We start from the raw sequence: 25,931 nt of genomic DNA, 5'->3' as shown, positions 1-25,931 counted from the left end.
TTTATTTCAATAATTTAAAAATAATTTTTCTAATATTGAATTTATTTTTATAAATATAACTTTTTTTAAGTATTTATATAATATACTATTTGTTCAATATAAATTTATGGAGTTATCTTATGGGAATTGAAGCATATCAACAGCAAAATGCAGTGTCTGATGATCCATATTTATTAATATTAAAGCTATATGAAGGCTTACTAAAATATCTTTCTTTTGTTAAATCTTCAATGGAAAGTGGCGATATTGAAACAAAGTTTAAATATATAAATAAATCAGTTGCAATCTTTGATGAACTTAGAAATGTACTAGATTTTGAAGGTGGAGATGTATCTTATTACTTAGATGGTTTATATCTTTATCAAATAGAAACTTTATTCGGTGCTGGAATTGACGATAATATTAATTCAGTAAATCAAGTGATGAAAGTTGTACAAGGTTTAATTGACGCATGGAAAGAGGAAACTGGTCTATAAAGGCCCTTGAAGAATTAATATATATTGATTCTTTAGATTCCTACGAAAAGGCTAGTGCCCTTGTTCGCTGGAATGAAAAATATCTTACAGAAACAAAAATCACAGATTTTCAATTAAGCAATGAAGACTTCAAAAAATTGCACGAACTTTTTTATAAAAACATAAATTTCTTGAAAGAGCATAAAGAAAGAACAAGAAAAGAGATGGTTGAAAATAGAAAATTAAGAAAATTTTTAAATAATTAATTCAAATACACCTAATAAATTTTTTTTATAAATATAGGCTCTATTATTTTTTGGTATCTTTGCTAATCTACATTTCTCTTTAAATTTTTTATCCATAATACAGCTTTCATAAGGTGAAATAAAAATATATTTTTCTGTTATACTTATTGAGATTTTATGAGAAATAACTAATTCTTTTTGTTTTAATATCTCATCTCTTTGAGCTTTACTTAAAAGAATTCCTCTTTTTTTTAGGTTTAAATCTATAACTCTTATATTTAAATTATCATCTTCTTGGTTTGTAAATACTTCTAATTGTTCCTCTTTATATATAGGTGTTTGATTAATATTTAAAGAATTAATATCTTTTTGTAAATATTCAAAACTTCTTTTAATACCCTCTTCAAACTCTTCTAATAATTCATTTGAAAAGTTTTTTCTAAAAAAATTTCTTTTATATTGTTCATCAAAATTTGTAATATCTATAAAATATTGTATATTGTTTGTATCTAAGTATTTTTGTAATTTAGGTTTTGTTATATCTAAAAGAGGTCTATATATTTTATATGAATCTTTATGTATTATTTTATCAAAAGATATTAGTTCTGTAAGTCCTGCACCTCGTGTAAGTTGCATTAAAAACCATTCAAGCTTATCATTTAATTGATGAGCTGTTATTAAAGTTTCATAATTGTTTTCTTCTATTATATCTTCAAAAAAAGCATATCTTATATCTCTTGCTTTTTTTTCAAAGTTTGAAATATTTTCTAGTTTTATACTTTTAATATAAATCTTTTTATTGTATTTATTGGCTAACTTTTTTGCATATTCAACTTCATCTTTTGATTGTTCTCTTACATTATAATTTACAATAGCTATATCAAAAGGTATGTTCTTTTCTAAAAGCAGAAAAAATAGTGCAGTAGAATCAATACCAGCAGAAAAAGCTAGTAGATTTCTTTTGGTATTGATTTCATTAAAATTAAGATTCATATTATTTGATAACTGTAGCTAAAAGTTTATCTCCAACTAATTCAGTTATTTTTACTTTATAAATTTTACCAAACTCTAATTGTTTTGGATCATTTTCATCGTATAGTTCATTATCGTTAATATAGATTTCTCCATCAATATCTGGTGCCCAAGTTATTTTTCTTGCGCTTAAAAGATATTCGTGCTCTTCACTTTCACCATCAATATAAACTTCAAACTCTTTTCCAATCTCATTTTCAAAAGAGTTATTTGTTGTTTCAGAGATAATTTCACCTAAAATTTCAGCTCTAGAATCAATAATCTCTTGCTCAATTTTGTCTACTCTATCATAAGCACTTGTACCCTCTTCATCCGAATATGAAAATACATTTGCTCTATCAAATTTATATTCTTTTACATAATTACAAAGCTCTTCAAAATCTTCTTGAGTTTCACCAGGGTGTCCAACAATAAATGTTGTTCTTACAAAACTATTTGGAACTTTTCTCATAGCCTCCATTAGCTCTTTAAGTTTTTCTACACCTTTTCCTCTTTTCATAATTTTAAGAAGGTTTGATGAAATATGTTGTAAAGGCATGTCAAAATAGTTTTCAAATACCTTTGAGTTTTTAATCTTCTCAATCAAACTTAAAGTTGTAGTAGAAGGGTAAAGATAAAGAATTCTTGCGCTTTTAACACCTTCAATTTTTTCAACCTCTTCAATTAATCTTTCAAGTCCATCTTTAATATCTAAATCTCTTAAATAAGATGAAGAGTCTTGTGAAACAAAAGAGAAATCTGTATAACCATTTTTAACTAGATTTTTAACCTCTTTAACTAAAGATTCAAGTGTTCTTGAATGAAGCTTACCTTTAAAGTTTGGTATAGCACAAAATGAACAGCTTTGGTTACACCCTTCACTTAGTTTTATATATGCATGGTATGATGAACCAGTAATAACTCTGTCATTTTCTTCATTTAAAAGAAAAACTTCGTCAGTAAAAAAACTTCTTTTTTCTTCTACTAGTTTATCAATTTTGTCATAATCCCCAACCCCTGTAAAAATATCTATTTCGGGAAGTTCTTTTTGTAGTTCCTCTTTATATCTTTCACTTAAACACCCAGCCATAACAAGTACTGATTCTTCTTTTCTATCATCGTGTAAAGTTAAAATTGTATTAATACTTTCTTCTTTTGCACTATCAATAAATCCACAGGTATTTACAATAATTACATCTGCAGTTTCTGGTTCGTTAGTAATTTTATACTCTTTAAGTTTTCCTAACATGATCTCAGAATCTACAAGGTTTTTTGTACATCCAAGACTAACTAAGTGTAAAGATTTTTGAGGTTTGTTTTCACTAAATTTCATATATTATTTTATCTTTCTTTTATTTTTTGCGAATTTTAGCATATTCTAAAAAAATTGTAAAATTTACAGCCATATATTATCAAGAAGTCTTGTATTGCCAAATCTAGCCACAACTAAAATAATAGTATTCCCAATCTCAATAGTATCAATTTTATCAAATTCCCTATTTACAATCTCTACATATTCAACATCTAAAGTTTCCATAACTTCATACATTCTATTTTTTACAGCTTCTACGCTAATCTCTTTTTTTCCTATTAGATTTGCTGCTGAGTATAAAGATTTTGATATAAGTAAGGCATCTTTTCTTTGTTGCGCAGTTAAATAAACATTTCTAGAACTTCTAGCTAATCCATCACTCTCTCTTACAATAGGACAAGGAATAATATTAATTGGTAAAAATAGATTTTTTACCATTTGTTGAATAAGTGTAAGTTGCTGTGCATCTTTTTTTCCAAAATATGCATTTGTTGGTTGAACTAAACCAAATAATTTAAGTACAACTTGTAAAACACCATCAAAGTGGCTAGGTCTAGCTTTTCCTTCCAAAATATAACTTTTATTTGGAGCTTTAATTAATACCTCTTCCTCTTTATACATTGAGCTTATTTCTGGCATAAAAAGATAATCTGCTTTACACATTTCACATATTTTTTTATCTGCTTCTTCACGTCTAGGATAAGCATCTAAATCTTCACCAGGTAAAAATTGTGTAGGGTTTACAAAAATAGAAACAAATACTATATCATTTTCAGTTCTAGCTTGTTTTATTAAAGAGATATGTCCATCATGTAATGCTCCCATTGTAGGAACAAAACCAACTGTTCCCAAGATATTTTTTCGAACCTCTTGTAGTTCTTCAATAGTTTTTAAAATTTTCAAAAAAAATCCTTATAATATTTAACTTATTTTTTAAGTTTATTTTCCGTCATAATTAGGATTTAGTTTTAGAAGAATTAAATCTGCTAACATATTTCCTAAAAGTGTTAAAAATGCACCAATAATTAATATTCCCATAATTACAGGATAATCGTGACTTAAAGCACTTTGATAAAATAATAAACCCATTCCATCAATAGAAAAAATTGTTTCTAAAATCACACTTCCACCAATAATACCAGGTAGTGATAAACCTAAAAGGGTAATTACCGGAGGATATAAATTTGGCAAAATATAATATCTTAATATTGTTTTTTTACTTAAACCTCTTGATTTAGCAAAAAATATATAATCTGATTTGAGTATCTCTATGGTTAAAGATCTAATATATAAAGTTAAACTTCCAATTCCTCCAAAAGTGATAATTGAAATTGGTAAAACTAAATGCCAAGCAAAATCTAAATAGTATGTTAAACTTCCATCATTTGGTACAGAGTGTAATCCTGCTATTGGTAAGATTTCAAAGTATATAGAAAAAATCATTACCATCAATAAAGCAAGATAAAAAGAGGGCATTGAAAAACTTAAAAGAGATAGTTGTCCAACAAACTTATCTGTTTTTGAGTCTTTTTTTAATGCTGCTTGAATACCTAAATATAACGAGATAGCAAAAATTAAAAACATAGAGATGATATTTATAGTTAGAGTTATAGGAATTCTATCTAAAATCTCTTCTTTTACCATTTGTCCACTTGCAAATGAGATACCAAAATCCAAATGCATTAAAGCTGTTAACCATGAAAAAAACTGAACATATAATGGTTTATCAAGTCCATATACTGCTTTTAATTGTTCAATAGATTCTGGCGTAATATTTGGATTTAGCTGTCCACTAGCAAAAAAAGAATTAGGCGCTAGATTTATAGCCAAAAATGATATTAAGCTTATTATAAAAAGCATGATAATAAGATATAATAATTTGTTCATAAATAGTTTCATGAGCGTATTATACAAGTAGATAGGTTAAAAATGATAGGTATAGATATAGCTTCAATTCAAAGAATTGAAAAGATGTATGAGAAGTTCGGTCAAAAGGCTTATGCAAGGTTTTTAGATGAAGAAGAGATAGCTCTTGTAAAATCTTCAAGTACAGCTGCTGGATTTTGGGCAGCAAAAGAGGCTGCAAGTAAAGCTTTGGGAACGGGAATTGGAAAAGAATGCTCTTTTCATGATATAAAAATCAAAAAAAATAAACTGGGAGCTCCAAAATTAAAATATTCAAAAGATATTAGAAAAAAATTTAAAATTAAGAAATCTCATCTTTCTATAACTCATGATGAGGGTGTAGCTGTAGCTGTAGTTTATAATATCAAAAAATAGTTTATTTACTTAAATATCTTTCAAGTATAATTTTAGCTGCAAGGGAATCAACTCTTCCATCTCTTTTATATTTTATATCACCTTTTATAAGTTCTTCTGCTTCAATAGAGCTCATATTTTCTTCTTGAAATTCATAAGGGATATTTAGTTCTAAAAGTTTTGTAAAATGTTCGACTCTTTTTTGCATATCTTCACTGGCACTTGGAAATCCAACAATAAGTTTTTCAATTTCCCACTCTTTTAAAACTTTTAAAACATCACTTGAAGCTTGATTTCTATTTTTTCTTAAAACTGCTGGAAGAGGGGTTACTATATCATTATGTAGGGATATTGCCATACCTATTCTTTTTAGTCCAATATCAATTGATGCAAGTTTCAAACAGTTACCTTTAGTTAAATTTGGATAATATTATAGCCTTAAAAAAATAAAACTAGGAAAAATAGGCATGAAATTAGCAGTTTTTGATTTTGATTCAACACTTATGGATGGGGAAACTATTGACTTTTTGGCTAAACCTTTAGGTTTAGAAGAAAAAGTTGCAGTTATTACTGAAAAAGCAATGGCAGGTGAGTTAGATTTCTTTGAATCATTAGTTGAAAGAGTATCTTTATTAAAAGGCTTAGAGTATTCAAAAGCTGTAGAAATATGTAAAGATTTACCACTTATGCCAGGGGCTTTTGAAACAATTGCAAAGCTAAAAGAGGATGGTTATAAAGTGGTTTGTTTTTCAGGTGGTTTTAGAATTGGTACGACTCCTGCAAAAGAAAAATTAAAACTTGATGCTGATTTTTCAAATATATTACATGAAAAAGATGGAATATTAACAGGACTTGTTGGTGGAGATATGATGTTTGGATTTTCAAAAGGGGATATGATTCAAAGAGTTCAATCTTTACTTGGAGTATCAAAAGAGAATACACTTGTAGCGGGGGATGGTGCAAATGATGTCTCTATGTTTCCATATGCAGATAAAAGAGTTGCATTTTGTGGAAGAGAGATTTTAAAAAAAGAAGCTAATATTATTGTTGATGAAAAAGATTTAACTAAAATATTAGAATATATTTAAGGATGTAAGTATGAGTTTAAAAGAGGATATAAATTTTTCACTTTGGTGTGATTTTATTGAAAGAGATTTTTTAGAAAACAGATTTAAAAATTTAATCGAAGAAAAGATTATTTATGGGGCAACATCAAACCCAGCAATCTTTGAATCTTCAATCTCAAATTCAGTAGCATATGGTCAACAATTACAAATGCTACAAGCTAATGAAGCAAAAACAATTTATGAAGAGTTGGCAATTACAGATATTAAAAGGGCAGCAGAACTTTTAAATGATTTATATATGGAAGACCAAAATGATGGATTTATATCAATTGAAGTTGATCCAGAACTTTGTGATGATGCAAAAGGAACTATAGAAGAAGGGATGAGACTTAATTCTTTAATAAGTTCTGAAAATGTGATGATTAAAGTTCCTGCAACAAGTGCAGGATATGAAGCTATGAAGGAGTTAACTTCTCAAGGAATTAATGTAAACGCTACATTGATTTTCTCTCCACTTCAAGCAATTGCTTGTGCAAAAGCTTTAGATGAAGGGATAAAACTTTCAAATAAAGATACAAAAGCTGTAATCTCTATTTTTGTTTCAAGACTTGATAGATTATGTGATTCAGAACTTTTTGCAAAAGGATTAAAAAAAGCACAACTTGGTATTATGAATGCAACTAAGTGTTACCATGAGATAGAAAAGTTTGAAAATTCTAATATTAGAACACTATTTGCTAGTACAGGTGTAAAAGGTGATGATTTAGAAGGTAGTTACTATATTGATAATCTTCTTTACCCAAATTCAGTAAATACAGCACCTTTGGCAACTATTGATGAATGGTTAGAAAATGGGCAAACTGAGCCTAGTGAGATCCCTTCTGAAGAGGCTTGTGATAAATATTTTAAAACTTTAGCTGATAATAAAATTGATATGAAAAGTAATTACACAAAACTTTTAGATGATGGTTTATCAGCATTTAAAGACTCATTTAAAGATTTACTTAACAAATTACAAAAAGATTAAAATTAAAGTGTAACTTGAAAGTAACCTTTCTTGTTACACTTTTAATACTTAAGATATTTTTAGATAAAATCTACAACTATTTAAAAAACAAGGGTTAAAATATGAATAATTGGAATCCAGATAGTTGGAGAAACTTTCCAATAAAACAACAACCATTATATGATGATTTAGAAAAATTAACAAAGGTTGAGAAAGAGTTAGCAACTTATCCTCCGTTAATTTTTGCAGAAGAAGCAAGACGATTAAAAAGTCAATTGTCTGATGTATCAGAAGGAAAAGCATTTTTACTTCAAGGTGGAGATTGCGCTGAATCTTTTAATGCCTTTGATGCAAACAATATAAAAGATTTATTTAAAGTTATGATGCAAATGGCAGTTGTACTGACTTTTTCAGGTGGTTGTCCTGTAGTAAAAGTTGGTAGAATTGCAGGTCAATTTGCAAAACCTAGAAGTTCAGATTATGAAGAGGTAAATGGAATTGCACTTCCATCATACAGAGGTGACATAATCAACAATGTAGGGTTTTCTCAAAAAGATAGAACTCCTAAACCAAAGAGATTGTTAAAAGCATATAATCAAAGTGCTGCTACATTAAATCTTTTAAGGGCATTTGCTAGAGGTGGTATGGCAGACTTACATAAAGTTCATGCTTGGAATTTAGATTTTGTTAAAGATAATACTTTAGGTGAAAAGTATGACCAATTAGCAGATAAAATTTCTGAAACACTAAAGTTTATGGAATCTTGTGGAATTACAAGTTCTAACACAAACCAATTAAGAGAAACAGTACTTTACACTTCTCATGAAGCTTTATTATTAAACTATGAAGAAGCTCTTACAAGAAGAGATTCTCTTACAAATGATTGGTATGATTGTAGTGCTCATATGTTATGGATTGGTGATAGAACAAGAGAATTAGATGGTGCACATATTGAATACTTTAGAGGAATCAAAAACCCTATTGGTTGTAAAGTTGGTCCATCAATGAAAGAAGATGAACTTATTAGACTAATTGATGCTTTAAACCCAGAAAATGAAGCTGGAAGACTTAACTTAATAGTTAGAATGGGACATGACAAAGTTGCAGATATTTTCCCTAATCTTCTTAAAAAAGTTGAGAGTGAAGGTAAAAAAGTTGTTTGGTCATGTGACCCAATGCATGGAAATGTTGAGAAAACTGACAACGGTTATAAAACAAGAGACTTTGCTAATATTTTAAGTGAAGTAAAACAGTTCTTCCAAATCCATAAAGCACAAGGAAGTGTTGCAGGTGGTATTCATTTAGAGATGACAGGACAAAATGTTACTGAGTGTACAGGAAGTGCAAGTTCGGCTATTACAGCTGAAGGCTTAGCAAGTAGATATCACACACAATGTGACCCAAGATTAAATGCAGATCAATCTTTAGAATTGGCATTTATGATAGCTGAAACTTTAAAAGAAGCTAGAAAATAAGAAGAGATTTTCTCTTCTTATGAAAAAATATTAAAGAAAAGTTTCTTTATAAATATCCTCTTTAAATCCTACTGTAACATTTTCATTATGAACTACAACAGGTCTTTTTACAAGCATTGGTTCTTTACATAACCATTCAAATTTACCCTCATCATCAAGATTTAACTCTTTTAGTTTTAGGTCTCTATATTTAGCACCTTTGTTATTAAAAACAATATCAATACCAGCTTTGTCAACCCAGTTTTTAATTACATCAGATGCAGGTGGTTCTTTTCTTAGGTCACAAAACTCAACTTCTATATTGTTGTCTTTGAAAAACTTTAGTGCACTTCTTACTGAGTTACAAGTTTTTATTCCATAAACTTTATAAGACATTTTTATTCCTACTCAATAATTTTTGGAACTATAAAGTATCCATCTTCTGATTTTGGTGCATGTTTTAAAATGTGATTTGATAGTTCTAAATCTTGTTTTGCTTCATCTTCTCTTAGTGGAGTTCCACCCTCAACTGTGTTAAAAGTTGCTTCGATATTAGAAACATCAATCTCATTTAGATTTTCAACAAAGTTGATAATATCTGCAAGTTCAGATTTAAGGTTTTCTTTTTTTGATTCTTCAATCTCAAGACTAGATAGTTTTGCTAATTTTTCGATTAGTTTGTCATCAACCGTCATTATATAAATCCTTTTAAAGGTACCCTTTAAAAGGGACCAATGTTTAATAACTACTTTTTATCAGTGAAATAAATTCACTTAAAAGTAGCAAAAATCTAAAGAGAGCAACGAGTTGCTCTTAAAATTGTTTAGATTATATCTAAAAAGAGGTTAAGTTTACTCTTTAGTAACCCCTCTTTTAGTATAAAACTCTTTTTTAAATTCTACCCAGTTATCAGCTAAAATTGCTTCTCTAGCTTGTTTCATTAGTGTTAAATAGTAGTGAATATTGTGTAATGAAGCTAATCTAAAATATGTAATCTCCCCAGCCCTAAAAAGGTGATTCATATATGCTCTTGTAAAGTTTTTACAAGTATAACATTCACACTCTGGGTCAATTGGTGCAGCATCTTCTTTAAATGACGCTTTTTTGATATTTACTCTTCCAAAACTTGTAAAAAGTGTACCATTTCTAGCATTTCTTGTTGGCATAACGCAATCAAACATATCAACACCTCTTTCGATGTTTTCTATTAAATCTTCAGGTGTTCCAACTCCCATAAGATATCTTGGTTTATCTTCAGGCATAAAGTTTGTAGTCCACTCAACAGTTTCGTACATATCTTGATTTGGTTCTCCTACACTTAATCCACCAATAGCAAATCCATCAAAATCAGTTAAAGAACAAAGCTGTTTTGCACTTAATTCTCTAAATTCTTTGTCTGTTCCCCCTTGGATAATTGCAAAAATATTTTGATTTGTTCCAATACCCTTTGCTTGTTGCTCTTTATGGTAAGTGATTGCTTCTTGAGCCCACTTTGTAGTTCTTTCTATAGATTTTTTAATTCTCTCTCTTGTATTTGGAAGAGCAACTAAATCATCTAAAATCATCATAATATCACTACCTAAATCATATTGTGTATCAAGTACACTTTGTGGAGTAAAGTAGTGTTTACTTCCATCTATATGAGATTTAAATGTGATTCCATTTTCATCTGGTTTTGAGTTATCACTTAAAGAGAAAGCTTGAAAACCACCACTATCAGTTAAAAATGAGTTTGGAAATTTAGAAAAGCCATGTAGACCTCCAAATTTTTTAACTAATTTGCTTCCTGGTCTTAGGTATAAGTGGTATGTATTTCCTAAGATAATTTTTGCTCCAAGACTTAACATATCATTTGCATCTAGTGCTTTTACTGTTGCTTGAGTTCCAACAGGCATAAATACAGGAGTTTGTATTGTACTATGTGCAGTTTCAATAGTACAAGCTCTTGCTTTGTGATATGATTTTCCATCAATTTTAAATTTCATAAAATATTTTCCTTCTGTAAAAAATATATTATATCTAATCTGTAATTTAAAACTATTTACATAAGTTTTTATTATTAATTTTAAAAGGCTTAATGATATAATTAAATTTATATTAAAAAAAGGTATTAATTTGAAAAAGATAATTATTTCGTCATTGTTATTAATAAGTTCACTTGTTTCAAAAGAGTTAGAAGTGGATTTAAATAAGGCTATTGAATTAGCTATACAAAATAATGCAATGAATAGAATCTCAAAGTTAAATTTACAGATGGCAGATGCACAGTATCAACAAGCATTAAGTGCAAATTATCCTAGTCTTGATGCTATTTTTTATGCAAATAGAGATAACAAAGATACTGTATTTCAACAAAGAGGGCATTTTACTCTATCTTCTGAATATACAAAAATATTTGCTTTAGCTGATACTTTAAATATTCCAGCAGGAGCTGCAAGAGATGCAGCACAAGCTGCTATATCAGCCGTACCAGCAAGTGCTTTTCCCCAAGGACAAATCAATGCTGATATTGATAGTATTGCAAAAGGTAGAGATACTGTAGTTGGACAACTTGAATTAAATTACCCTGCATATACTGGTGGGAAAATATCTTCAATTATTGAACAAGCAAGATTAAATAAAGATATTAAAAGAGAAGCAATAAACAGAGATGAAAACAGTGTAGTCTATGATGTAAAAAAATATTTTTATGGATATATTCTTACAAATGAGTTATATAACTTAGTTGATAGTATATATTCAAATATGAAGTTTAGTAGAGATTTAACAAAAGATTTTTTAGAAAACGGTACATCTTTAGAGATAAAAAAAACTGATTATTTAAATATTAAATTACTAACATCTTTGATTGAATCAACAAGAGCAAAAATAGATTTAAATAGAAAAATGTTAGAGGGTGCAATTGGAAACGTGATAGGCCTTAAATACAATGATAAAGTGAAAATTATATATGAAGAACAAAAAATATTAAAACAAAACATAGGTTTGCAAGAACTTGTAAAAGAAGCTATGCAGTTAAATCCTGATGTAAAAACAATAAACTTAGCATTAAAAATCAAAGATGAACAAATCAAAGAGAAAAAAGCAGACTATTATCCAATGGTAAATATTTTTGGTAATGTAAGTCATACATATAACTCTTATGAATATGGTTATTTAAATGAAGACGATGAAAATAGATGGAGTATTGGCCTTGCAGTTAAAATGAATCTTTTTAATGGTTTTAAAACAAAAAATGAAGTTGTTGAAAAAAGAGTTGATAAAAATATAATAAATGAGAAAAAATTATTGTTAGAAGATGCGGTTGCATTACAACTTAAAAATGAGTTTATAAAAAGCTCAATTGGGTTCAATCAAGTACAAATATTAAAAGATGCAGTAGATACTGCAAAAGAGAATAGTAAAATGAATTTTAAAGGTTATCAGTATGAAATGGTTGAAGCTAGGGATTTAGTTCAATCTCAACTAATGGAAGTATATGTAAAAGCTGATTATCTAAAAAATGTACATGATTATTTACTATCTCTAGCAACAATAGATAAATTAGTAGGTAGAGAAATTGAAAAACAGACTTATTAGTCTTTTTATTTTATTCTTTGTATTAGTAAGTTATTCAAATGCTAATGATTATTTAGACAATAATTATAGCTTCGGAGTAATTATAAGTAAGTATGATAAAATACACCAAAATAAAATAAAAAGTGTTGTAAAAAGAATTTCAAACCAATTCCAAAATTTAAATGGAAATAAATATTTTGTTGATGTATCTTTTTTAGATGACACTAAAAAACTGGAAGATAATTATGTTAATTACAAAAAATATAATGCAATAATCACTTATGCAAGTTTCTATTTAAGAGATAAAGAAAGATTAAAAAAAAATTCTCAGTATTATTTTACTTTTGATTATAATAAAGAGTTTCAGCAATATGTTTTACTTGTAAATAATAAATCTAATATTAAATCAATAAAAGATTTAAAAGGTAAAAGATTTTCAACATTTGTAGCAAATGATAATTATGCTGATTGGCTTGATTATGTTACTTTTAAAGAACTACATAAATCTTATAAAGATATTCTGAAAAGTATTAAAGAGGTTCAAAGTGATTCTGCTTTAGTATTAGACCTGTATTTTAATAAATCAGATTTTTCTGTTATAAGAAAAAGTGCTTTTAATGATATTGTTTCATTAAATCCTGCAATTAAAAAAAGAGTAACAGTCTTAAAAGAGTCTGAACCAATATTTCTTTTTGGTTTAGGTTTAATACATAAAAATACAAGTAAAAAAATAATTAATAGTTTTAATGAAATAGTTGAGAATGGTACTTTTGACAGAGATTATCAGTCTTTATTAGAACTATTAGGAAATGTAAAAATCAAAAGAATATATCCTGAAGATTTGAATGAATTAGAAAAGTTTTATGATGAATATATGGAGTTAAAAAGAAAATATTAATGTTAAGTATAAATAGAATATCTTTAAAAATTTTTATATCAATGTTTTTATCAATACTATTTTTTTCTGTAATATTCTCAGTATATTATGTAAAAAATCAAAAAAAAGAGATTATTGATTCTATGCAATTAGAAGCAAAAAGTATTGCAAAGATGATTGTATATGTTACTTCTGATGCTATCGTTTTAAATGATGGTGCATATATTGTAGAGTTTAACCATGAATTTCTTTCTCAACATGAGTTATTAAAATCTATTATTATTTCTAAAAATTCTAATGAATACTTTATAGTAAAAAAAGATAAATGGTCTTTTGAAAAGAGTATTGATAAGAGTTTTACCGAATTAGAAAGTGATATTGAAAAAGCTAAAATCATGAAAAGTAAAATTTTAAATGAAATGGTTTTTCATTATACTTATCCAATAGTATTTTCTGCAACAAACTGGGGTCATATACATTTAAGTTTCTCTTTAGAACAATATAACAAAAGAATAGAAAGTATGTATGTAAGTTTCTCTTTCTTTTTTATTGTTTTATTATTTATTACCTCTTTAGTATCTTATTTTATAGCAAAAAGTTTTTCAAAACCAATTATAAAATTAAATGAAATTGCAAATGAGATTTCCCGTGGTAATTTACAACTAAGAAGTGATTACAAGAGTAAAGATGAGTTTGGACAATTATCAAATAGCTTTAATAAAATGATTTCTAAAATACAAACTTCTCAAGAACAACTAAAAGAATCCCACGAAGAGCTTGAAAATAGAGTAGAACTTAGAACATTAGAGTTAAATGAAACAAATAAAAAACTTGAAGAAAAAACAATTGAATTGGAACATTTAAATAAACAGTTAGATAAAAAGGTAAAAGATGAAGTTGAAAAAAGAACAGATCAAGAGAGGCTTCTTATTCAACAATCAAGACTAGCAGCAATGGGTGAAATGATAGGAAATATTGCTCACCAATGGAGACAACCTTTATCTATTATAACAACTGCTGCATCTGGAATAAAAGTTGAAAAAGAGTTTGGTATATCTTCTGAAGAAGAGGAATTAAATAAAGTTGAAATCATTATGAAAACTTCAATGTATCTTTCAAATACAATTGAAGATTTTAGTAACTTTTTTAAACCAAATAAAGAAAAAGAAAATTTCAAGATTGATACTATGATAAAGCAATCTTTAGAGTTGGTTGGGGCGAGTTTTAGATATTATCATATTTCTGTGAATAAGGATGTTGAAAAAGATATAGTAGTAAATGGTTTTGCAAATGAATATGCCCAAGCAGTTATGAATATATTAAATAATGCCAAAGATATTTTAGTAGATAGAAATATAATAAACCCAACTATAAATTTAAAAATTTATGAAAAAAATGGCTTAGGAGTACTTGAAATAAAAGATAATGCAGGTGGAGTTGAAAATAATATTATTGATAAAATTTTTGAACCATATTTTACAACTAAACATAAATCTCAAGGTACTGGAATTGGGCTTTATATGTCAAAAATGATTATTGAAGAGAATATGCAAGGGGAGTTAAAAGTAGAAAATGATAAGGATGGGGCAGTGTTTACAATATCTGTACCTAAGATATAAGGTTTATTATGAAATTTTTAAAAACTTTTATTTTATTTTTTCTAATCACTTTAAATCTAGATGCAAAAATGACTATTAAAATAGGTATGTACTATGATAGACTATTTATTAATGATAAAAATGTAGCTGAAGTTGGAGCTAGATTATGGGAAAAATATATGAATAAAGAGTACCCAGATATAAAATTGAGTATAAAGTTTTATAAAGATATGAATCTACTTCTAAAAGACTATAAAGATAAAAAACTTGCAGCTGTTTTATCAAATGATTTATTTTACTTAGAAAATAAAGAGTATATAAATAAATATTCAGATAAAAAATGGATTGTAAGTAGGTCTAATGAAAAATTTGAAGAGTTATATTTAATAAAAAATAGAAAATCTAAATTTACATTAAAAAATTTTGATACCCAAGAGATTTTATATATAGATAAATATGCAAAAATATGGTTTGAATCTTTAATTGAAACTGAGGCTATAGATAATATCTCTTCGAAACTAAAAAAAGTTAATAAACCTAAAAAATTGTTTTATGAACTTTTTTTTAAAGAAAATAGTATCTCTATAATGTCTAAATCTATGTATGACACTATGATAGAATTAAATCCTCAAATAAAAGAAAAAGTTGAAATTATCTCTAAATCAGAAAAGATATTTTTCTTAGGAATGGGATTTAAGAGAAAAAATTTAGAAAAAGAAATATCACAAATTGCTAATAAACTTATATCAAGTATTAATCAATCTGAAGATAATTTTGAAACTACAAACTATATACAAGTTCAAAATATAAGTGAAGTTGAAGATTCTGAATTAGAAAAATTAGAACTATTTTATAAAAATTATCTGGACCAAAATATCAAAAATAAATAAGCATCTAAAATTTAGTACTTTTTGATATAATACCGTATGAAAAAAATATTAATTATTCTTGATGGTATTGTTGCAAAAAAATTAATGCAAAGAATTATAGAAACAAACACGACTGAAAATAGTTATGATGTTGTTTATATAAATGATGCAATAGTTCCTGAGCAAAAAGCATCCAATTTTACTTTTTATAAATTTGACCCAACTTCTGAATCTAAACTGGCAATGGTTTTAGATAAAGATGTGCATACTCAAGTTTTAGTGGCATTAAACTCAAAAGATGAGATGCTAAATGTTATAAAAAATATAAAAGCTAGAAAGAAAAACCTTCCTATGGCTATCCTTGATTATTGGGGAATAAATATAAAAGACCCCTATGTAAACGTATATAAAGGGATAGAAGTATTAGCTAATGGGATGGTTGAAAGACTTCCTAATATTCCTGTAATGGCTCAAAACATTGGTTTAAAACAGGGTGAAATTATGGAGATTAAAATCCCTTTTGGAAGTTCTTATGCTTATAGATATATAGGTTCAATAGAGCAAAGAGAGTGGAAAATATTTGGTCTTTATAGGGGTGAAAAACTTATAAACATAAAACCTTCACTAATCTTAAAACCAAATGATGTAATCCTTGTAATTGGAAAACCTACAGTTTTAATGCAGGTATATAATGCAATTGGTAAATCTCAAGGTCAATTTCCTATGCCTTTTGGTCACAATCTATATCTATATCTTGATATGTTTTTACAAACAGATGAAAGAATTTTAAATGTAATTGATGAGGTACAGTTTTTACATCAAAGATTAAAAAATGGTAAATTGATTATTAGAATTACAAGACCAACTACGGTTAGTGTATTAAATGAGATTAAAAAAACTTTTGCCAATAATGATTCTGTTGAATTAAAAATGGATTATCATAATTTAGGGATGGAAAAATTATTAAAAAGTGATACAAGAGCTTATGATATAGGAATGTTGATTTTAACTAATGAGATGTTTAATAACAGAAAAAAAAGTAAACATGTATTAGATTTAAAACTTCCAGTTTTTAAAATAGGTGAAAATATTGATGGTTCAGGTGTAAAAAGATCAGTTGTTTTAATCAATGATGTAAACTCTTACGAACAAATATCACCAGTTGTTTTTGATGTTTCAAGTCAATTAAAAACTAAAACAAAGATTTTTAATATGGATCCATTAGGGGAAAACCAAGATAAATCAAACCTATTAGACCATTTTGAAAATTTAGCAAAAATATTTAATGAAAAAATTGAGATTGTTACAAATGATAAAAATCCAATTAGAGAGTTAAAAAAACATACAAATATTTTGCAAATATTACCATTAAAACAAAGTATGTTAAAAACAAGACTTTCGTGGCAGTTTTTATATACAAATCCAGACCTAGTATCTTTTGATATGGGCAATTATAACCAACTGCTAATACCAGTTATTGAAGAGTAAGGAAAAAAATGAATTTTGAAAAATATCCATTTGAAAGATTAAATGAATTATTAGAAGGTATTGAACCAAATAGTAAATACGAATTAAGTGCTTTAACAATAGGTGAACCAAAATTTGAAACACCAGATTTTATCCAAGAAGAGTTAGCTAAAACAACTTCACTATTACAAAAATACCCAGCAAGTGCAGGTTTACCAGAGTTAAAAGATGCTATGAGAAATTTTGTTAAAAACAGATTTAATGTAGATTTAGAAGATGAACAAATTATACCAACATTTGGTACAAGAGAAGTACTTTTTAACTTTCCTCAGTTTGCACTTTTTGATAAAAAAGATCCAACTATTGCATTTACAAACCCTTTTTATCAAATTTATGAAGGTGCGGCGATTGCAAGTAGAGCAAAAGTCATACATATAGATTTAACTTTAGAAAATGATTTCAAAGCTAATTTAAGTGATGAAGAGTTAAAAAAATGTGATTTAGTAATACTAAACTATCCAAATAATCCAACATCAGCAGAGATGACAAAAGAGGAATTAGCTATTTGGGTTAAAAAAGCTTTAGAGTTTGATTTTATATTAGTAAACGATGAGTGTTATTCAGAAATTTATTTTGATGAAAAAGATAAACCATCTTCACTTTTAGAAGCTAGTTTAGCTGTTGGAAATAGTGAATTTAAAAATGTATTGGTTATGAACTCTATTTCAAAAAGAAGTTCAGCTCCAGGTCTAAGAAGTGGATTTATAGCAGGAGATGCAAATATTCTTAATGAGTATATGAAGTATAGAACTTATGTGGGATGTGCTTCACCAGTTCCTTTACAAAAAGCAGCTGCTGTAGCTTGGAATGAAACATCTCATGTGGATGGATTTAGAAAAATTTATAAGAAAAACTTTGAATTGGCAAAAGAGATTTTAGGTATAAATCCTCCAAAAGCAACTTTTTATATTTGGTTAAAAGTTGAAGATGAATTAGAGTTTACAAAAAAACTTTTTGAAGAAAAACATATAAAAGTATTACCTGGTAGTTTTTTAGGAAGAAATGGAATTGGAAAAGGGTATGTAAGAATTGCTCTTGTTGAAAATGAAAAGAAAACTAAAGAGGTATTAGAAAGATTAAAGGATTTTATTGATGGATAAAGAGCAACTTCAAGAAGCAAGAACAAATCCAGACTTTCTAAAATATTTAGAAGAAACAAGAGTTGATGCAATAAATACAAAAAATATCTCTGCTTTATATGAGGTTTTAGATTCATTTTTAATTTTAGATTTAGATGAAGAAAAAATAAATGAGATATATCAAAATATTTTACAAATATCTTTTGAAAATGTAGATGAGATTATTAAAAAAAGAAAATTAAAACTTGAAGATGATGATTTATATTTCACAAGAGCATTTTATGAACATGCCATTGAAAAATGGAGTTATGAAAATCTAGAAGGTGCAAAAGAGTTAGTTTTTGTTTTATCAAATATTGTTGATGATGAAAAACTATGTAAAGGATTACAGTCACATATAATTGCATTATCAAAAGGGATTGATTTAGATACTTTTTATTCAACTGAGGTTGATTTGAGTAATAGTGATGATGATGAGAAATATGGTTATTTTATTACAAATTTCACATATGATTTAGAAGAACATATAAACAACAATACAGATATTTTAGAAAAAGAATATGAAGAATTAAAACATTTATTAGGACATTAATGAAAGTACATTTTATAGGAATAGGTGGGATAGGTCTTTCTGCCTTAGCAAGATTTTTAAACTATGATGGGCATGAAGTAAGTGGTTCTGATATGAAAAGTTCGCCAATTACTCTTGAATTAGAAAAAGAGGGAATCAAAGTATCTTCTCCTCAAGATTCAAAAAATATCTCTGATGATTTTGATTTAGTTATATACTCAGCAGCTGTTACAGATGAGAACCCTGAATTAATAGAAGCTAGATTAAAACAAATAAGAACTTTATCAAGAAAAGAAGCTTTACCAATTGTATTAGGAGATAAAAAGAATTTTTGTGTAGCAGGAGCCCATGGAAAATCAACAACAACTGCAATCCTTGCTTCAATAATGCAAAGTTCAGCTTTAATAGGTGCAATCTCAAAAGATTTTGGCTCAAACTTTAGGTATGTAAATGATTTAGTATGTTTTGAAGCAGATGAATCTGATGCTTCATTTTTATTATCAAATCCTTATTGTTCAATTGTTACAAATGCAGAGCCAGAACATATGGAGTATTACCATTATGATTATGAAAAGTTCTATGAAGCATACAGAAAATTTATAGAATTAGGTACTAAAAAAGTTTTAAATGGTGAAGATGAACATATACAAAAATTAAATATAAAAGATGCAGATTTTTTATATCCAAGTTGTGATATTAAAAACTTATCATATCTTTTAAAAGATGGTGAACCTTGTACTAAATTTGATTTAAAAGATTTTGGTTCATTTGAAGTTTGGGGATTTGGTTACCATATTGCAGTAGATGCTTCACTAGCCATATTAGCTGCTTTAAATGAATTAGATGTTGAAACTATTAGAAAAAATATCACTTGTTATAAAGGGATTAAAAAAAGATTTGATCTTGTTCAAAAAGAGGACAACTTTGCTTTAATTGACGATTATGCACATCACCCAACAGAGATTGAAGCTACTATGAAATCAGTTGAATTATATGATAATCTTACAAATATAAACAAAAGAGTGGTTATTTGGCAACCCCATAAATATTCTAGAACAAACGATAATTTAGAGGGTTTTAAAAGATGTTTTAGAAGATGTGATGAATTAATTATTCTTCCTATTTGGACAATTCCTGGTGAGCAAGTAATTGAAATAGATTTTGAAAAAGAGTTTGCCCAATACAATCCTACATTTGCCGATAAACTTAATACCTCTAAAGGAAAAGTGGAATTAGTTAAAGATGGAAAAATAATTAAAACCATAGATTCTGGAATAATTTTAGGCGTTGGTGCAGGGGATATTACTTATCAATTAAGATAAGAAATAACATCTATATGTTATTTCTTATTACTTTTGTTACTTTTTTGTCATTTTTATAACTTTTTTATAACTTTCAATTAATTATTTTAATATCTAATGTGCTATTATTGATATTATCATCAATAACATGGGGGGACGGATGTTAAAAAATTTTAGTACAAAAATAAAATTGATGCTTGTGCCAATTGTTTATGTTCTAATTGTGACAATAGTTGCAATAATCTTTACATATTATAATAATCTTGTAAAATTTAGAATAGAAGCAGCAGTTCAAACAGAGGTTTTTATTCAACAAGTGTTGAAAGGTAGAATAGCTGTTTATCAATTCTTAAGAGCACCATCTGATGCAAATGCGCAAAAAGTAGTGGTAAGTTTCCAAGAGCTTGATAAAAATGTTACTGATTTAAGAGATAAAGTTAGTCAAAAATCAAATAAAGAGCTTTGTGATAATATTTTAAAGGAATCATCAGATTATATAAAATATTTTAATCAATTTTCAGAACAAAAAATAAAAGACTTTGAAAATGGAATATTAATAGAGTCTGAGAACTTAAAACCAGTAATTGCCAAAATGGTAGAATCAGGTCTAAAACTTGAAGAAGAGTTACAAAAAATTAATACAAGTGCACAATCTTTAAGAGATGATGCAGAATCTACTATGAATAGTATTTTAATAGCAATTGTGATTGTTTCAGTACTTATATTCGTAATTTTCTCAATAATATTATCTAATATCATTACTAGTTCAATTGAAAAATTCAAAGATGGATTAGCTTCATTTTTTGCTTATATTAACAGAGAAAGTGAAGATACAAAGCTATTAGAAATTGATGGTAAAGATGAGTTTGCTATTATGGCTCAATCTGTAAATGAAAGTATAGAAAAAACTAAAAAAGGTTTAATTAAAGATAATGAAACTGTAAAAGAGGTTTTATCTATAGTTGAAAAAGCAAATCATGGGTATTTAAATAATCTTGTAAAAAGTGAACCAAATAATCCTCAACTTATTCAATTGTGTAGTGCTTTAAATACTATGTTAAGTGGTATAAAAGAGAAAATAGATTCAATAAATGTTGTGTTGTCTGAGTTTAGTAATTATAACTTTACTAGAAAACTTGATGCCAAAAATGTTGAAGGGGATATGAAGAAATTACTAGAAAGTTTAAATTTCTTAACAGATGAAATCTCTAATCTATTGAAACAATCTTATACAATTGGACTTACTCTTGATGATTCATCAGATAAATTAATTGTAAATGTTGATACTTTAAATAAAAGTTCAACTGAAGCAGCAGCTTCTTTAGAAGAAACAGCAGCAGCACTTGAAGAGATTACAAGTACAATTGTAAATAATGCAGAAAATGTGCAACTTATGAGTGACTATGCAAATAATTTAAGTGGTTCAGCTAAAACAGGTCAGACTTTAGCTCAAAATACTACAAAAGCTATGGAAGATATTACAGATCAGGTAAATTCAATTAATGAAGCAATTTCTGTAATTGATCAAATTGCTTTCCAGACAAATATTCTTTCACTTAATGCTGCAGTTGAAGCAGCAACGGCTGGTGAAGCTGGTAAAGGTTTTGCTGTTGTTGCACAAGAGGTTAGAAATCTAGCTTCTAGATCAGCAGAGGCTGCTAAAGAGATTAAAGAATTAGTTGAAAATGCTACAACTAAAGCTTCTCAAGGTAAAGAGATTAGTAATCAAATGATCTCTGGATATGAAGAGCTATTAGTTGATATAAGTAAATCAACTGAAAAAATCTCAGAGATTGCAAATGCAAGTAAAGAGCAAGAACAAGGTATTACACAAATTAATGATGCTGTAAATCAGTTAGATCAACAAACTCAACAAAATGCATTAATTGCAACAGAAACGCATGATATAGCAGCTCAAACTGATACTATAGCTAAAGAGATAGTTGCAGATGCCCAATCAAAAGAGTTTTTAGGTAAAAATGAAGTAAAAGTAAGAACTAATACCTCTGAACCTAAAAAAGAATCATTAACTTTTGAGAAAAAAGTTTCACCTAAAAAAGAGGAAACAAAAAAAGTTTCAAATAATGAAATAAAAAGTAATACAAAAGATGATGATGAATGGGAAAGTTTTTAAAGTTAAATAAAAAATAATTTCTCATAATTAATACTTCTCTTAGAAATAAAGTTGTATTTTATATTTATAAAATACAATTTTACTAGGGGAAGTTGATGAAAATTTTAGTTAAAAAATATATTAAAAAAGAGTCTACTTCTGGTATAATTTTGATTTTTGCAACAATTGCTGCATTAATTTTAAATAACTCTTTTCTTTCTGAATATTATACTTCCATATTAGAAACACAAATTACTTTTAAAGTTGGGCATATACTTGATATTGATAAACCATTGATTTTATGGATTAATGATGGTCTTATGGCAATTTTCTTTCTTCTTATTGGTTTAGAGATAAAAAGAGAAGTTATTGCAGGGCATTTATCAACCCCTAGTAAAATTGCTCTTCCTGCAATTGCTGCTTTAGGTGGTATGATTGTTCCAGCATTTATCTATTTTATTTTTAATTATGGAGATGATTACTCTTTGCAAGGTTGGGCAATACCTACAGCTACTGACATCGCTTTTGCTTTAGGAATATTATCTCTTTTAGGAAGAAGAATACCTGTATCATTAAAAATTTTTTTAATGGCCTTGGCGATATTTGATGATTTGGGAGCTATTTTAATTATTGCATTTTTCTATACAAATGATTTATCTTTCCATGCCATATCTTTGGCTGGATTATGTATTTTGATGCTAGTTGTATTAAACAGATTTAAAGTGACTAGATTAGGATTTTATTGGATTCTTGGAATATTATTATGGGTATTTGTATTAAAATCAGGAGTTCATGCAACACTTGCAGGAATAATAGTCGCTTTTTGTATCCCTTTACATGCTGTTAATGAAAAAAGAAAATTAATCTCTCCTGCCAAATCTTTACAACATCATATACATTATTGGGTTGCATTTTATATTTTGCCATTATTTGCATTTGTAAATGCAGGGGTTGATTTAAACAACGTATCAATTGATAAGATGTCTAATCCTGTTGCTTTGGGTATTATATTTGGTTTATTTATTGGTAAACAACTAGGTGTATTTGCATTCTCTTATCTTGCAATTAAATATAATATTGCAAAACTTCCCAAGTGTGCAACTCTAGCACAATTGTATGGAGTATCAGTACTAACAGGTATTGGTTTTACAATGAGTTTATTTATTGATAGTCTTGCTTTTGAAAACAGTCATCAGTTTTTTTATACTGATAAGTTAGGTATCCTAATTGGATCATTTCTATCAGGATTATTAGGGTATTTAATATTAAGATTTGTAAAAGGCAAAAGAAGATGCGCTATTTAACAAGGTTTAATTAAACCGTTTTCTACAACTATTTTTCCTTCTAGTTCAAGCTTAAATATTTTATCTTTATATAATCTTAGGGCTTCTTCATATGAAGGGAAAGTATTTAAATAGTATTCAAGTGTATTATCTTCACTTTTTTTTATTTCACCAAAACTGTTTAAAAAGTTTTCCAAATTGTATATAGGATTTATCAGATTTTTTTCTAGTAATTCTTGTGTACCTAAACTATCATTTATATGGTGAGGTATTGTATATATCTCTTTACCCATTTTTAATGCATAATTTATTGATGATAAAGTTCCACTGTTTAAATCAGCTTGAGTTACTATTAAAACTTCCCCTAAGGCAACTACTAATTCATTTCTTTGTACAAATGTATAATTTCTTGCTTTTTCTCCATCTTGATATGTACTTAAAACTAAACCTTCTTTTTCTATAGCTGATATTAATTTATGATTTACAGAAGGATATTTTATATCTAAGCCATTTGCCATCACAGCTATAGTATTATTTGGTGATGCCGCTTTGTGAGCAATTGAATCTACACCTAATGCTGCACCACTTATAATAGTTATATCTCTTTTAGATAATTCATTTGCAAGTTTATAGGTCATCTTATTTGTATAAGATAGAGGTTTTCTACTTCCTACAATGGAAACTTTTCTTTTTTTTAATAATTCTAGGTTTCCTCTATAATAGATATTATCAGGATATTTATCCATTTTATTTAGTTCTGGAATTTTATTATGTAATATATTCGTCATTGCAAGCCTTTAAATAATCATAAAAATTATAATTTAAAATAGCTTATACTTAGTAGAACTTATAAATAATAACAGTTATCAATATTATTTAATTTTAAGTTTTATAAGTGTATTATTTTGATAATTAATATCAATAAGGGAAGAATATGTCAGATTTAATGATCAAAAGAGAGGTAAGAAGATATTTAAAAACATCTGTTTGTAAGGTTCATCCTAAAATGGTTTGCTCAATAGTAAAACTTTTTAGAATGAAGTATGGTGATGTTGATCAAAAGCATATTGCTTTAATCGCTACAAAATTAATAAATGAGTATTAATAAAATCCATTTAAAGGACAATTATGGATTCAGAAAAAAAATTAGATTTAAAACTTTTACAAAAAAGATTTGATAAACTAAAAAAAGAGGTTTTAAAAGAGGATTTGAAAAAAGTTAAAACAGATAAAAGTTAAATCTTTTATTTGTTTTTAATCAATTTGCTAAAGATGGTAATTGATTTAGATAAATCATATCTAAATCTTTTACTAAAGCTTTTGATTCTTTTAAAGTTTTTATTGTCATTGAATGTGGATGGCATATAGCAATTGCAAAGCCATTTTTCTTTGCAATGGCAATTGCTTTTTTTAATTGCCCTTGAATATAATCAAAATCTTGTTCATTATCTAAAAACACATTTCTTGATATATATGGCATATTGTATTTTTTTGCCATTTGTTTAGCTACACTTTTACTAGTTGTTCTACTATCTACAAAAATAAAATCATATTTTTTAAGAGCTTTAAACAGTTTATCCATAGCTGGTTCATTTGAAGTAAACTTACTTCCTGTATGATTATTTGTATATTTTGCATTTGGATATAGTTCTCTTATTTTGGCAACTCTTTTTTCAATTTTTTCATATGTATCATTAATATGTAGTGTGCTTGATTCTTCATTTTTAAATACCCTTGCCTCAAGTGGGAAATGAATCATATAAAATGGTAATTTGCTCGTGATTTTAGCAGAATCAGGATGTCTTTTTGTTGGAGGCATAACTGAAATAGTTGTTGTATATCCTATATCATGGATTTTATTAATTTGATATTGTGTTGTTACATCATCAAATATAATTGCTAGTTTAGGTTTGTTTGAAGTTGTTGCTTTTTGTTTTACTTCTGTTTTTTTAATTTCTTCTTTATTAGGTGTTTTAATCTCTTCTGTATCTGTGTATTCTTTATAAAAATCTTTTGTATATTCTTCAAATTTATCTTTTTTGATTTTTTCTATTTGATCAAAATATTTATCAAATTCATCATTTGTTTCTTTAACTTTTGTTTCAATATTTTTTACTACTTTAGGGATCTCTTTTTTAGTCTCATTTAGCTTATTAGTATCAATTGTATATATTAAAAATCCAATAGCAAGAAGTAGTAATATGATTATAAATAGAAGTATATTTATTAATTTACTATTACTTTTATTTGTTTTTGTATTTTTTCTTCTGGTAGTTTTTTTAGGCGTAGTTTTTTTTCTTTTTGTCATGAAAACTTAGTAAATTTAAAGTAAGGGTTTATCCTTAC

The 25,931-nt window shown here is 27.2% G+C and carries 27 protein-coding genes; 17 read left to right on the top strand and 10 right to left on the bottom strand.

Going from position 1 to position 25,931, the window contains the following annotated elements:
• Positions 1-119 precede the first annotated feature (119 nt).
• On the top strand, positions 120-476 hold the full coding sequence (gene fliS / locus ACKU3H_RS01370; protein WP_320035186.1) for a flagellar export chaperone FliS: 357 nt from the start codon (positions 120-122) through the stop codon (positions 474-476).
• On the top strand, positions 452-721 hold the full coding sequence (locus tag ACKU3H_RS01365) for a hypothetical protein (protein ID WP_320035185.1): 270 nt from the start codon (positions 452-454) through the stop codon (positions 719-721). Before fliS ends, ACKU3H_RS01365 begins: the two co-directional genes overlap by 25 nt.
• Here the strand turns inward: ACKU3H_RS01365 and tilS are convergent.
• From tilS to ACKU3H_RS01345, 4 genes are all read right to left on the bottom strand, one after another.
• Complete coding sequence (tilS, locus tag ACKU3H_RS01360) at positions 710-1,693, bottom strand: tRNA lysidine(34) synthetase TilS (RefSeq protein ID WP_320035184.1); 984 nt, start codon at positions 1,691-1,693, stop codon at positions 710-712. The two genes, ACKU3H_RS01365 and tilS, sit on opposite strands and share 12 nt — an antisense overlap.
• Position 1,694: 1 nt before the next feature.
• Positions 1,695-3,044, bottom strand: coding sequence for a 30S ribosomal protein S12 methylthiotransferase RimO (gene rimO, locus ACKU3H_RS01355; RefSeq protein WP_320035183.1), 1,350 nt, complete (start codon positions 3,042-3,044; stop codon positions 1,695-1,697).
• Positions 3,045-3,107: 63 nt separating this feature from the next.
• The gene (panC, locus tag ACKU3H_RS01350; protein ID WP_320035182.1) at positions 3,108-3,926 is read right to left on the bottom strand and encodes a pantoate--beta-alanine ligase; all 819 of its coding nucleotides are present in this window, start codon (positions 3,924-3,926) and stop codon (positions 3,108-3,110) included.
• A gap of 36 nt (positions 3,927-3,962) precedes the next feature.
• Positions 3,963-4,922, bottom strand: a complete 960-nt coding sequence (locus ACKU3H_RS01345; RefSeq protein WP_320035181.1) for an ABC transporter permease — start codon at positions 4,920-4,922, stop codon at positions 3,963-3,965.
• A 30-nt stretch (positions 4,923-4,952) separates the two neighbouring features.
• On the opposite strand from ACKU3H_RS01345, the gene acpS reads away from it, so the two are divergent.
• Positions 4,953-5,303, top strand: a complete 351-nt coding sequence (gene acpS, locus ACKU3H_RS01340; protein WP_320035180.1) for a holo-ACP synthase — start codon at positions 4,953-4,955, stop codon at positions 5,301-5,303.
• 1 nt (position 5,304) lies between these two features.
• Here acpS and ruvX read toward each other — a convergent pair whose 3' ends face one another.
• Positions 5,305-5,682 carry a Holliday junction resolvase RuvX gene (ruvX, locus tag ACKU3H_RS01335; RefSeq protein WP_320035179.1) on the bottom strand — a complete coding sequence of 126 codons (378 nt, stop codon included), beginning with the start codon at positions 5,680-5,682 and terminating at the stop codon, positions 5,305-5,307.
• Positions 5,683-5,749: 67 nt separating this feature from the next.
• Between ruvX and serB the strand changes: the two genes are divergently transcribed.
• The 3 genes from serB (at position 5,750) to ACKU3H_RS01320 (ending at position 8,830) form a co-directional block, all read left to right on the top strand.
• Positions 5,750-6,370, top strand: coding sequence for a phosphoserine phosphatase SerB (gene serB / locus ACKU3H_RS01330; RefSeq protein ID WP_320035178.1), 621 nt, complete (start codon positions 5,750-5,752; stop codon positions 6,368-6,370).
• A gap of 10 nt (positions 6,371-6,380) precedes the next feature.
• Positions 6,381-7,376, top strand: coding sequence for a transaldolase (locus ACKU3H_RS01325; RefSeq protein WP_320035177.1), 996 nt, complete (start codon positions 6,381-6,383; stop codon positions 7,374-7,376).
• A 101-nt stretch (positions 7,377-7,477) separates the two neighbouring features.
• Complete coding sequence (locus ACKU3H_RS01320) at positions 7,478-8,830, top strand: class II 3-deoxy-7-phosphoheptulonate synthase (protein WP_320035176.1); 1,353 nt, start codon at positions 7,478-7,480, stop codon at positions 8,828-8,830.
• A 30-nt stretch (positions 8,831-8,860) separates the two neighbouring features.
• On the opposite strand, the gene ACKU3H_RS01315 is transcribed toward ACKU3H_RS01320, so the two are convergent.
• The 3 genes from ACKU3H_RS01315 to tgt all read right to left on the bottom strand — a co-directional run bounded on the left by ACKU3H_RS01315 (position 8,861) and on the right by tgt (position 10,794).
• Complete coding sequence (locus ACKU3H_RS01315; protein ID WP_320035175.1) at positions 8,861-9,205, bottom strand: arsenate reductase family protein; 345 nt, start codon at positions 9,203-9,205, stop codon at positions 8,861-8,863.
• Between the two features lie 8 nt (positions 9,206-9,213).
• Positions 9,214-9,504, bottom strand: a complete 291-nt coding sequence (gene gatC, locus ACKU3H_RS01310) for an Asp-tRNA(Asn)/Glu-tRNA(Gln) amidotransferase subunit GatC (protein ID WP_320035174.1) — start codon at positions 9,502-9,504, stop codon at positions 9,214-9,216.
• Between the two features lie 156 nt (positions 9,505-9,660).
• Entirely contained in the window at positions 9,661-10,794 is a 1,134-nt protein-coding gene (gene tgt / locus ACKU3H_RS01305; RefSeq protein WP_320035173.1) for a tRNA guanosine(34) transglycosylase Tgt, read from the bottom strand.
• Positions 10,795-10,924: 130 nt separating this feature from the next.
• On the opposite strand from tgt, the gene ACKU3H_RS01300 reads away from it, so the two are divergent.
• The 10 genes from ACKU3H_RS01300 to nhaA all read left to right on the top strand — a co-directional run bounded on the left by ACKU3H_RS01300 (position 10,925) and on the right by nhaA (position 23,606).
• Positions 10,925-12,388: a TolC family protein gene (locus tag ACKU3H_RS01300; protein ID WP_320035172.1), complete on the top strand. Its 1,464-nt coding sequence runs from the start codon at positions 10,925-10,927 to the stop codon at positions 12,386-12,388.
• On the top strand, positions 12,369-13,265 hold the full coding sequence (locus ACKU3H_RS01295) for a PhnD/SsuA/transferrin family substrate-binding protein (RefSeq protein WP_320035171.1): 897 nt from the start codon (positions 12,369-12,371) through the stop codon (positions 13,263-13,265). The genes ACKU3H_RS01300 and ACKU3H_RS01295 overlap by 20 nt, the downstream gene beginning before the upstream one ends.
• A complete protein-coding gene (locus ACKU3H_RS01290) occupies positions 13,265-14,863 on the top strand; it encodes an ATP-binding protein (RefSeq protein WP_320035170.1) in 1,599 nt (532 codons plus the stop codon). The genes ACKU3H_RS01295 and ACKU3H_RS01290 overlap by 1 nt, the downstream gene beginning before the upstream one ends.
• Positions 14,864-14,871: 8 nt before the next feature.
• On the top strand, positions 14,872-15,732 hold the full coding sequence (locus tag ACKU3H_RS01285; protein WP_320035169.1) for a hypothetical protein: 861 nt from the start codon (positions 14,872-14,874) through the stop codon (positions 15,730-15,732).
• A gap of 36 nt (positions 15,733-15,768) precedes the next feature.
• Positions 15,769-17,199 carry a TrkA C-terminal domain-containing protein gene (locus ACKU3H_RS01280; protein WP_320035168.1) on the top strand — a complete coding sequence of 477 codons (1,431 nt, stop codon included), beginning with the start codon at positions 15,769-15,771 and terminating at the stop codon, positions 17,197-17,199.
• Positions 17,200-17,207: 8 nt separating this feature from the next.
• Positions 17,208-18,338, top strand: a complete 1,131-nt coding sequence (locus ACKU3H_RS01275; protein WP_320035167.1) for a succinyldiaminopimelate transaminase — start codon at positions 17,208-17,210, stop codon at positions 18,336-18,338.
• Positions 18,331-18,909 (top strand): hypothetical protein, encoded by a 579-nt coding sequence (locus tag ACKU3H_RS01270; protein WP_320035166.1) that lies wholly within the window; start codon positions 18,331-18,333, stop codon positions 18,907-18,909. The genes ACKU3H_RS01275 and ACKU3H_RS01270 overlap by 8 nt, the downstream gene beginning before the upstream one ends.
• Positions 18,909-20,210, top strand: a complete 1,302-nt coding sequence (gene murC, locus ACKU3H_RS01265) for a UDP-N-acetylmuramate--L-alanine ligase (RefSeq protein WP_320035165.1) — start codon at positions 18,909-18,911, stop codon at positions 20,208-20,210. Before ACKU3H_RS01270 ends, murC begins: the two co-directional genes overlap by 1 nt.
• A 139-nt stretch (positions 20,211-20,349) precedes the next feature.
• Positions 20,350-22,323, top strand: coding sequence for a methyl-accepting chemotaxis protein (locus ACKU3H_RS01260; protein ID WP_320035164.1), 1,974 nt, complete (start codon positions 20,350-20,352; stop codon positions 22,321-22,323).
• 95 nt (positions 22,324-22,418) lie between these two features.
• Entirely contained in the window at positions 22,419-23,606 is a 1,188-nt protein-coding gene (gene nhaA, locus ACKU3H_RS01255) for a Na+/H+ antiporter NhaA (protein ID WP_320035163.1), read from the top strand.
• On the opposite strand, the gene ACKU3H_RS01250 is transcribed toward nhaA, so the two are convergent.
• Complete coding sequence (locus ACKU3H_RS01250) at positions 23,603-24,373, bottom strand: DNA-processing protein DprA (RefSeq protein WP_320035162.1); 771 nt, start codon at positions 24,371-24,373, stop codon at positions 23,603-23,605. The two genes, nhaA and ACKU3H_RS01250, sit on opposite strands and share 4 nt — an antisense overlap.
• 146 nt (positions 24,374-24,519) lie before the next feature.
• Between ACKU3H_RS01250 and ACKU3H_RS01245 the strand changes: the two genes are divergently transcribed.
• The gene (locus ACKU3H_RS01245; RefSeq protein ID WP_320035161.1) at positions 24,520-24,690 is read left to right on the top strand and encodes a hypothetical protein; all 171 of its coding nucleotides are present in this window, start codon (positions 24,520-24,522) and stop codon (positions 24,688-24,690) included.
• Positions 24,691-24,843: 153 nt separating this feature from the next.
• Here ACKU3H_RS01245 and ACKU3H_RS01240 read toward each other — a convergent pair whose 3' ends face one another.
• Complete coding sequence (locus tag ACKU3H_RS01240; RefSeq protein ID WP_320035160.1) at positions 24,844-25,893, bottom strand: divergent polysaccharide deacetylase family protein; 1,050 nt, start codon at positions 25,891-25,893, stop codon at positions 24,844-24,846.
• Positions 25,894-25,931 lie beyond the last annotated feature (38 nt).

The sequence above is a fragment of the Halarcobacter sp. genome (assembly GCF_963675975.1).
Taxonomy (GTDB): Bacteria; Campylobacterota; Campylobacteria; order Campylobacterales; family Arcobacteraceae; genus Halarcobacter.
This window is presented reverse-complemented; position numbering and strand designations above follow the sequence as displayed.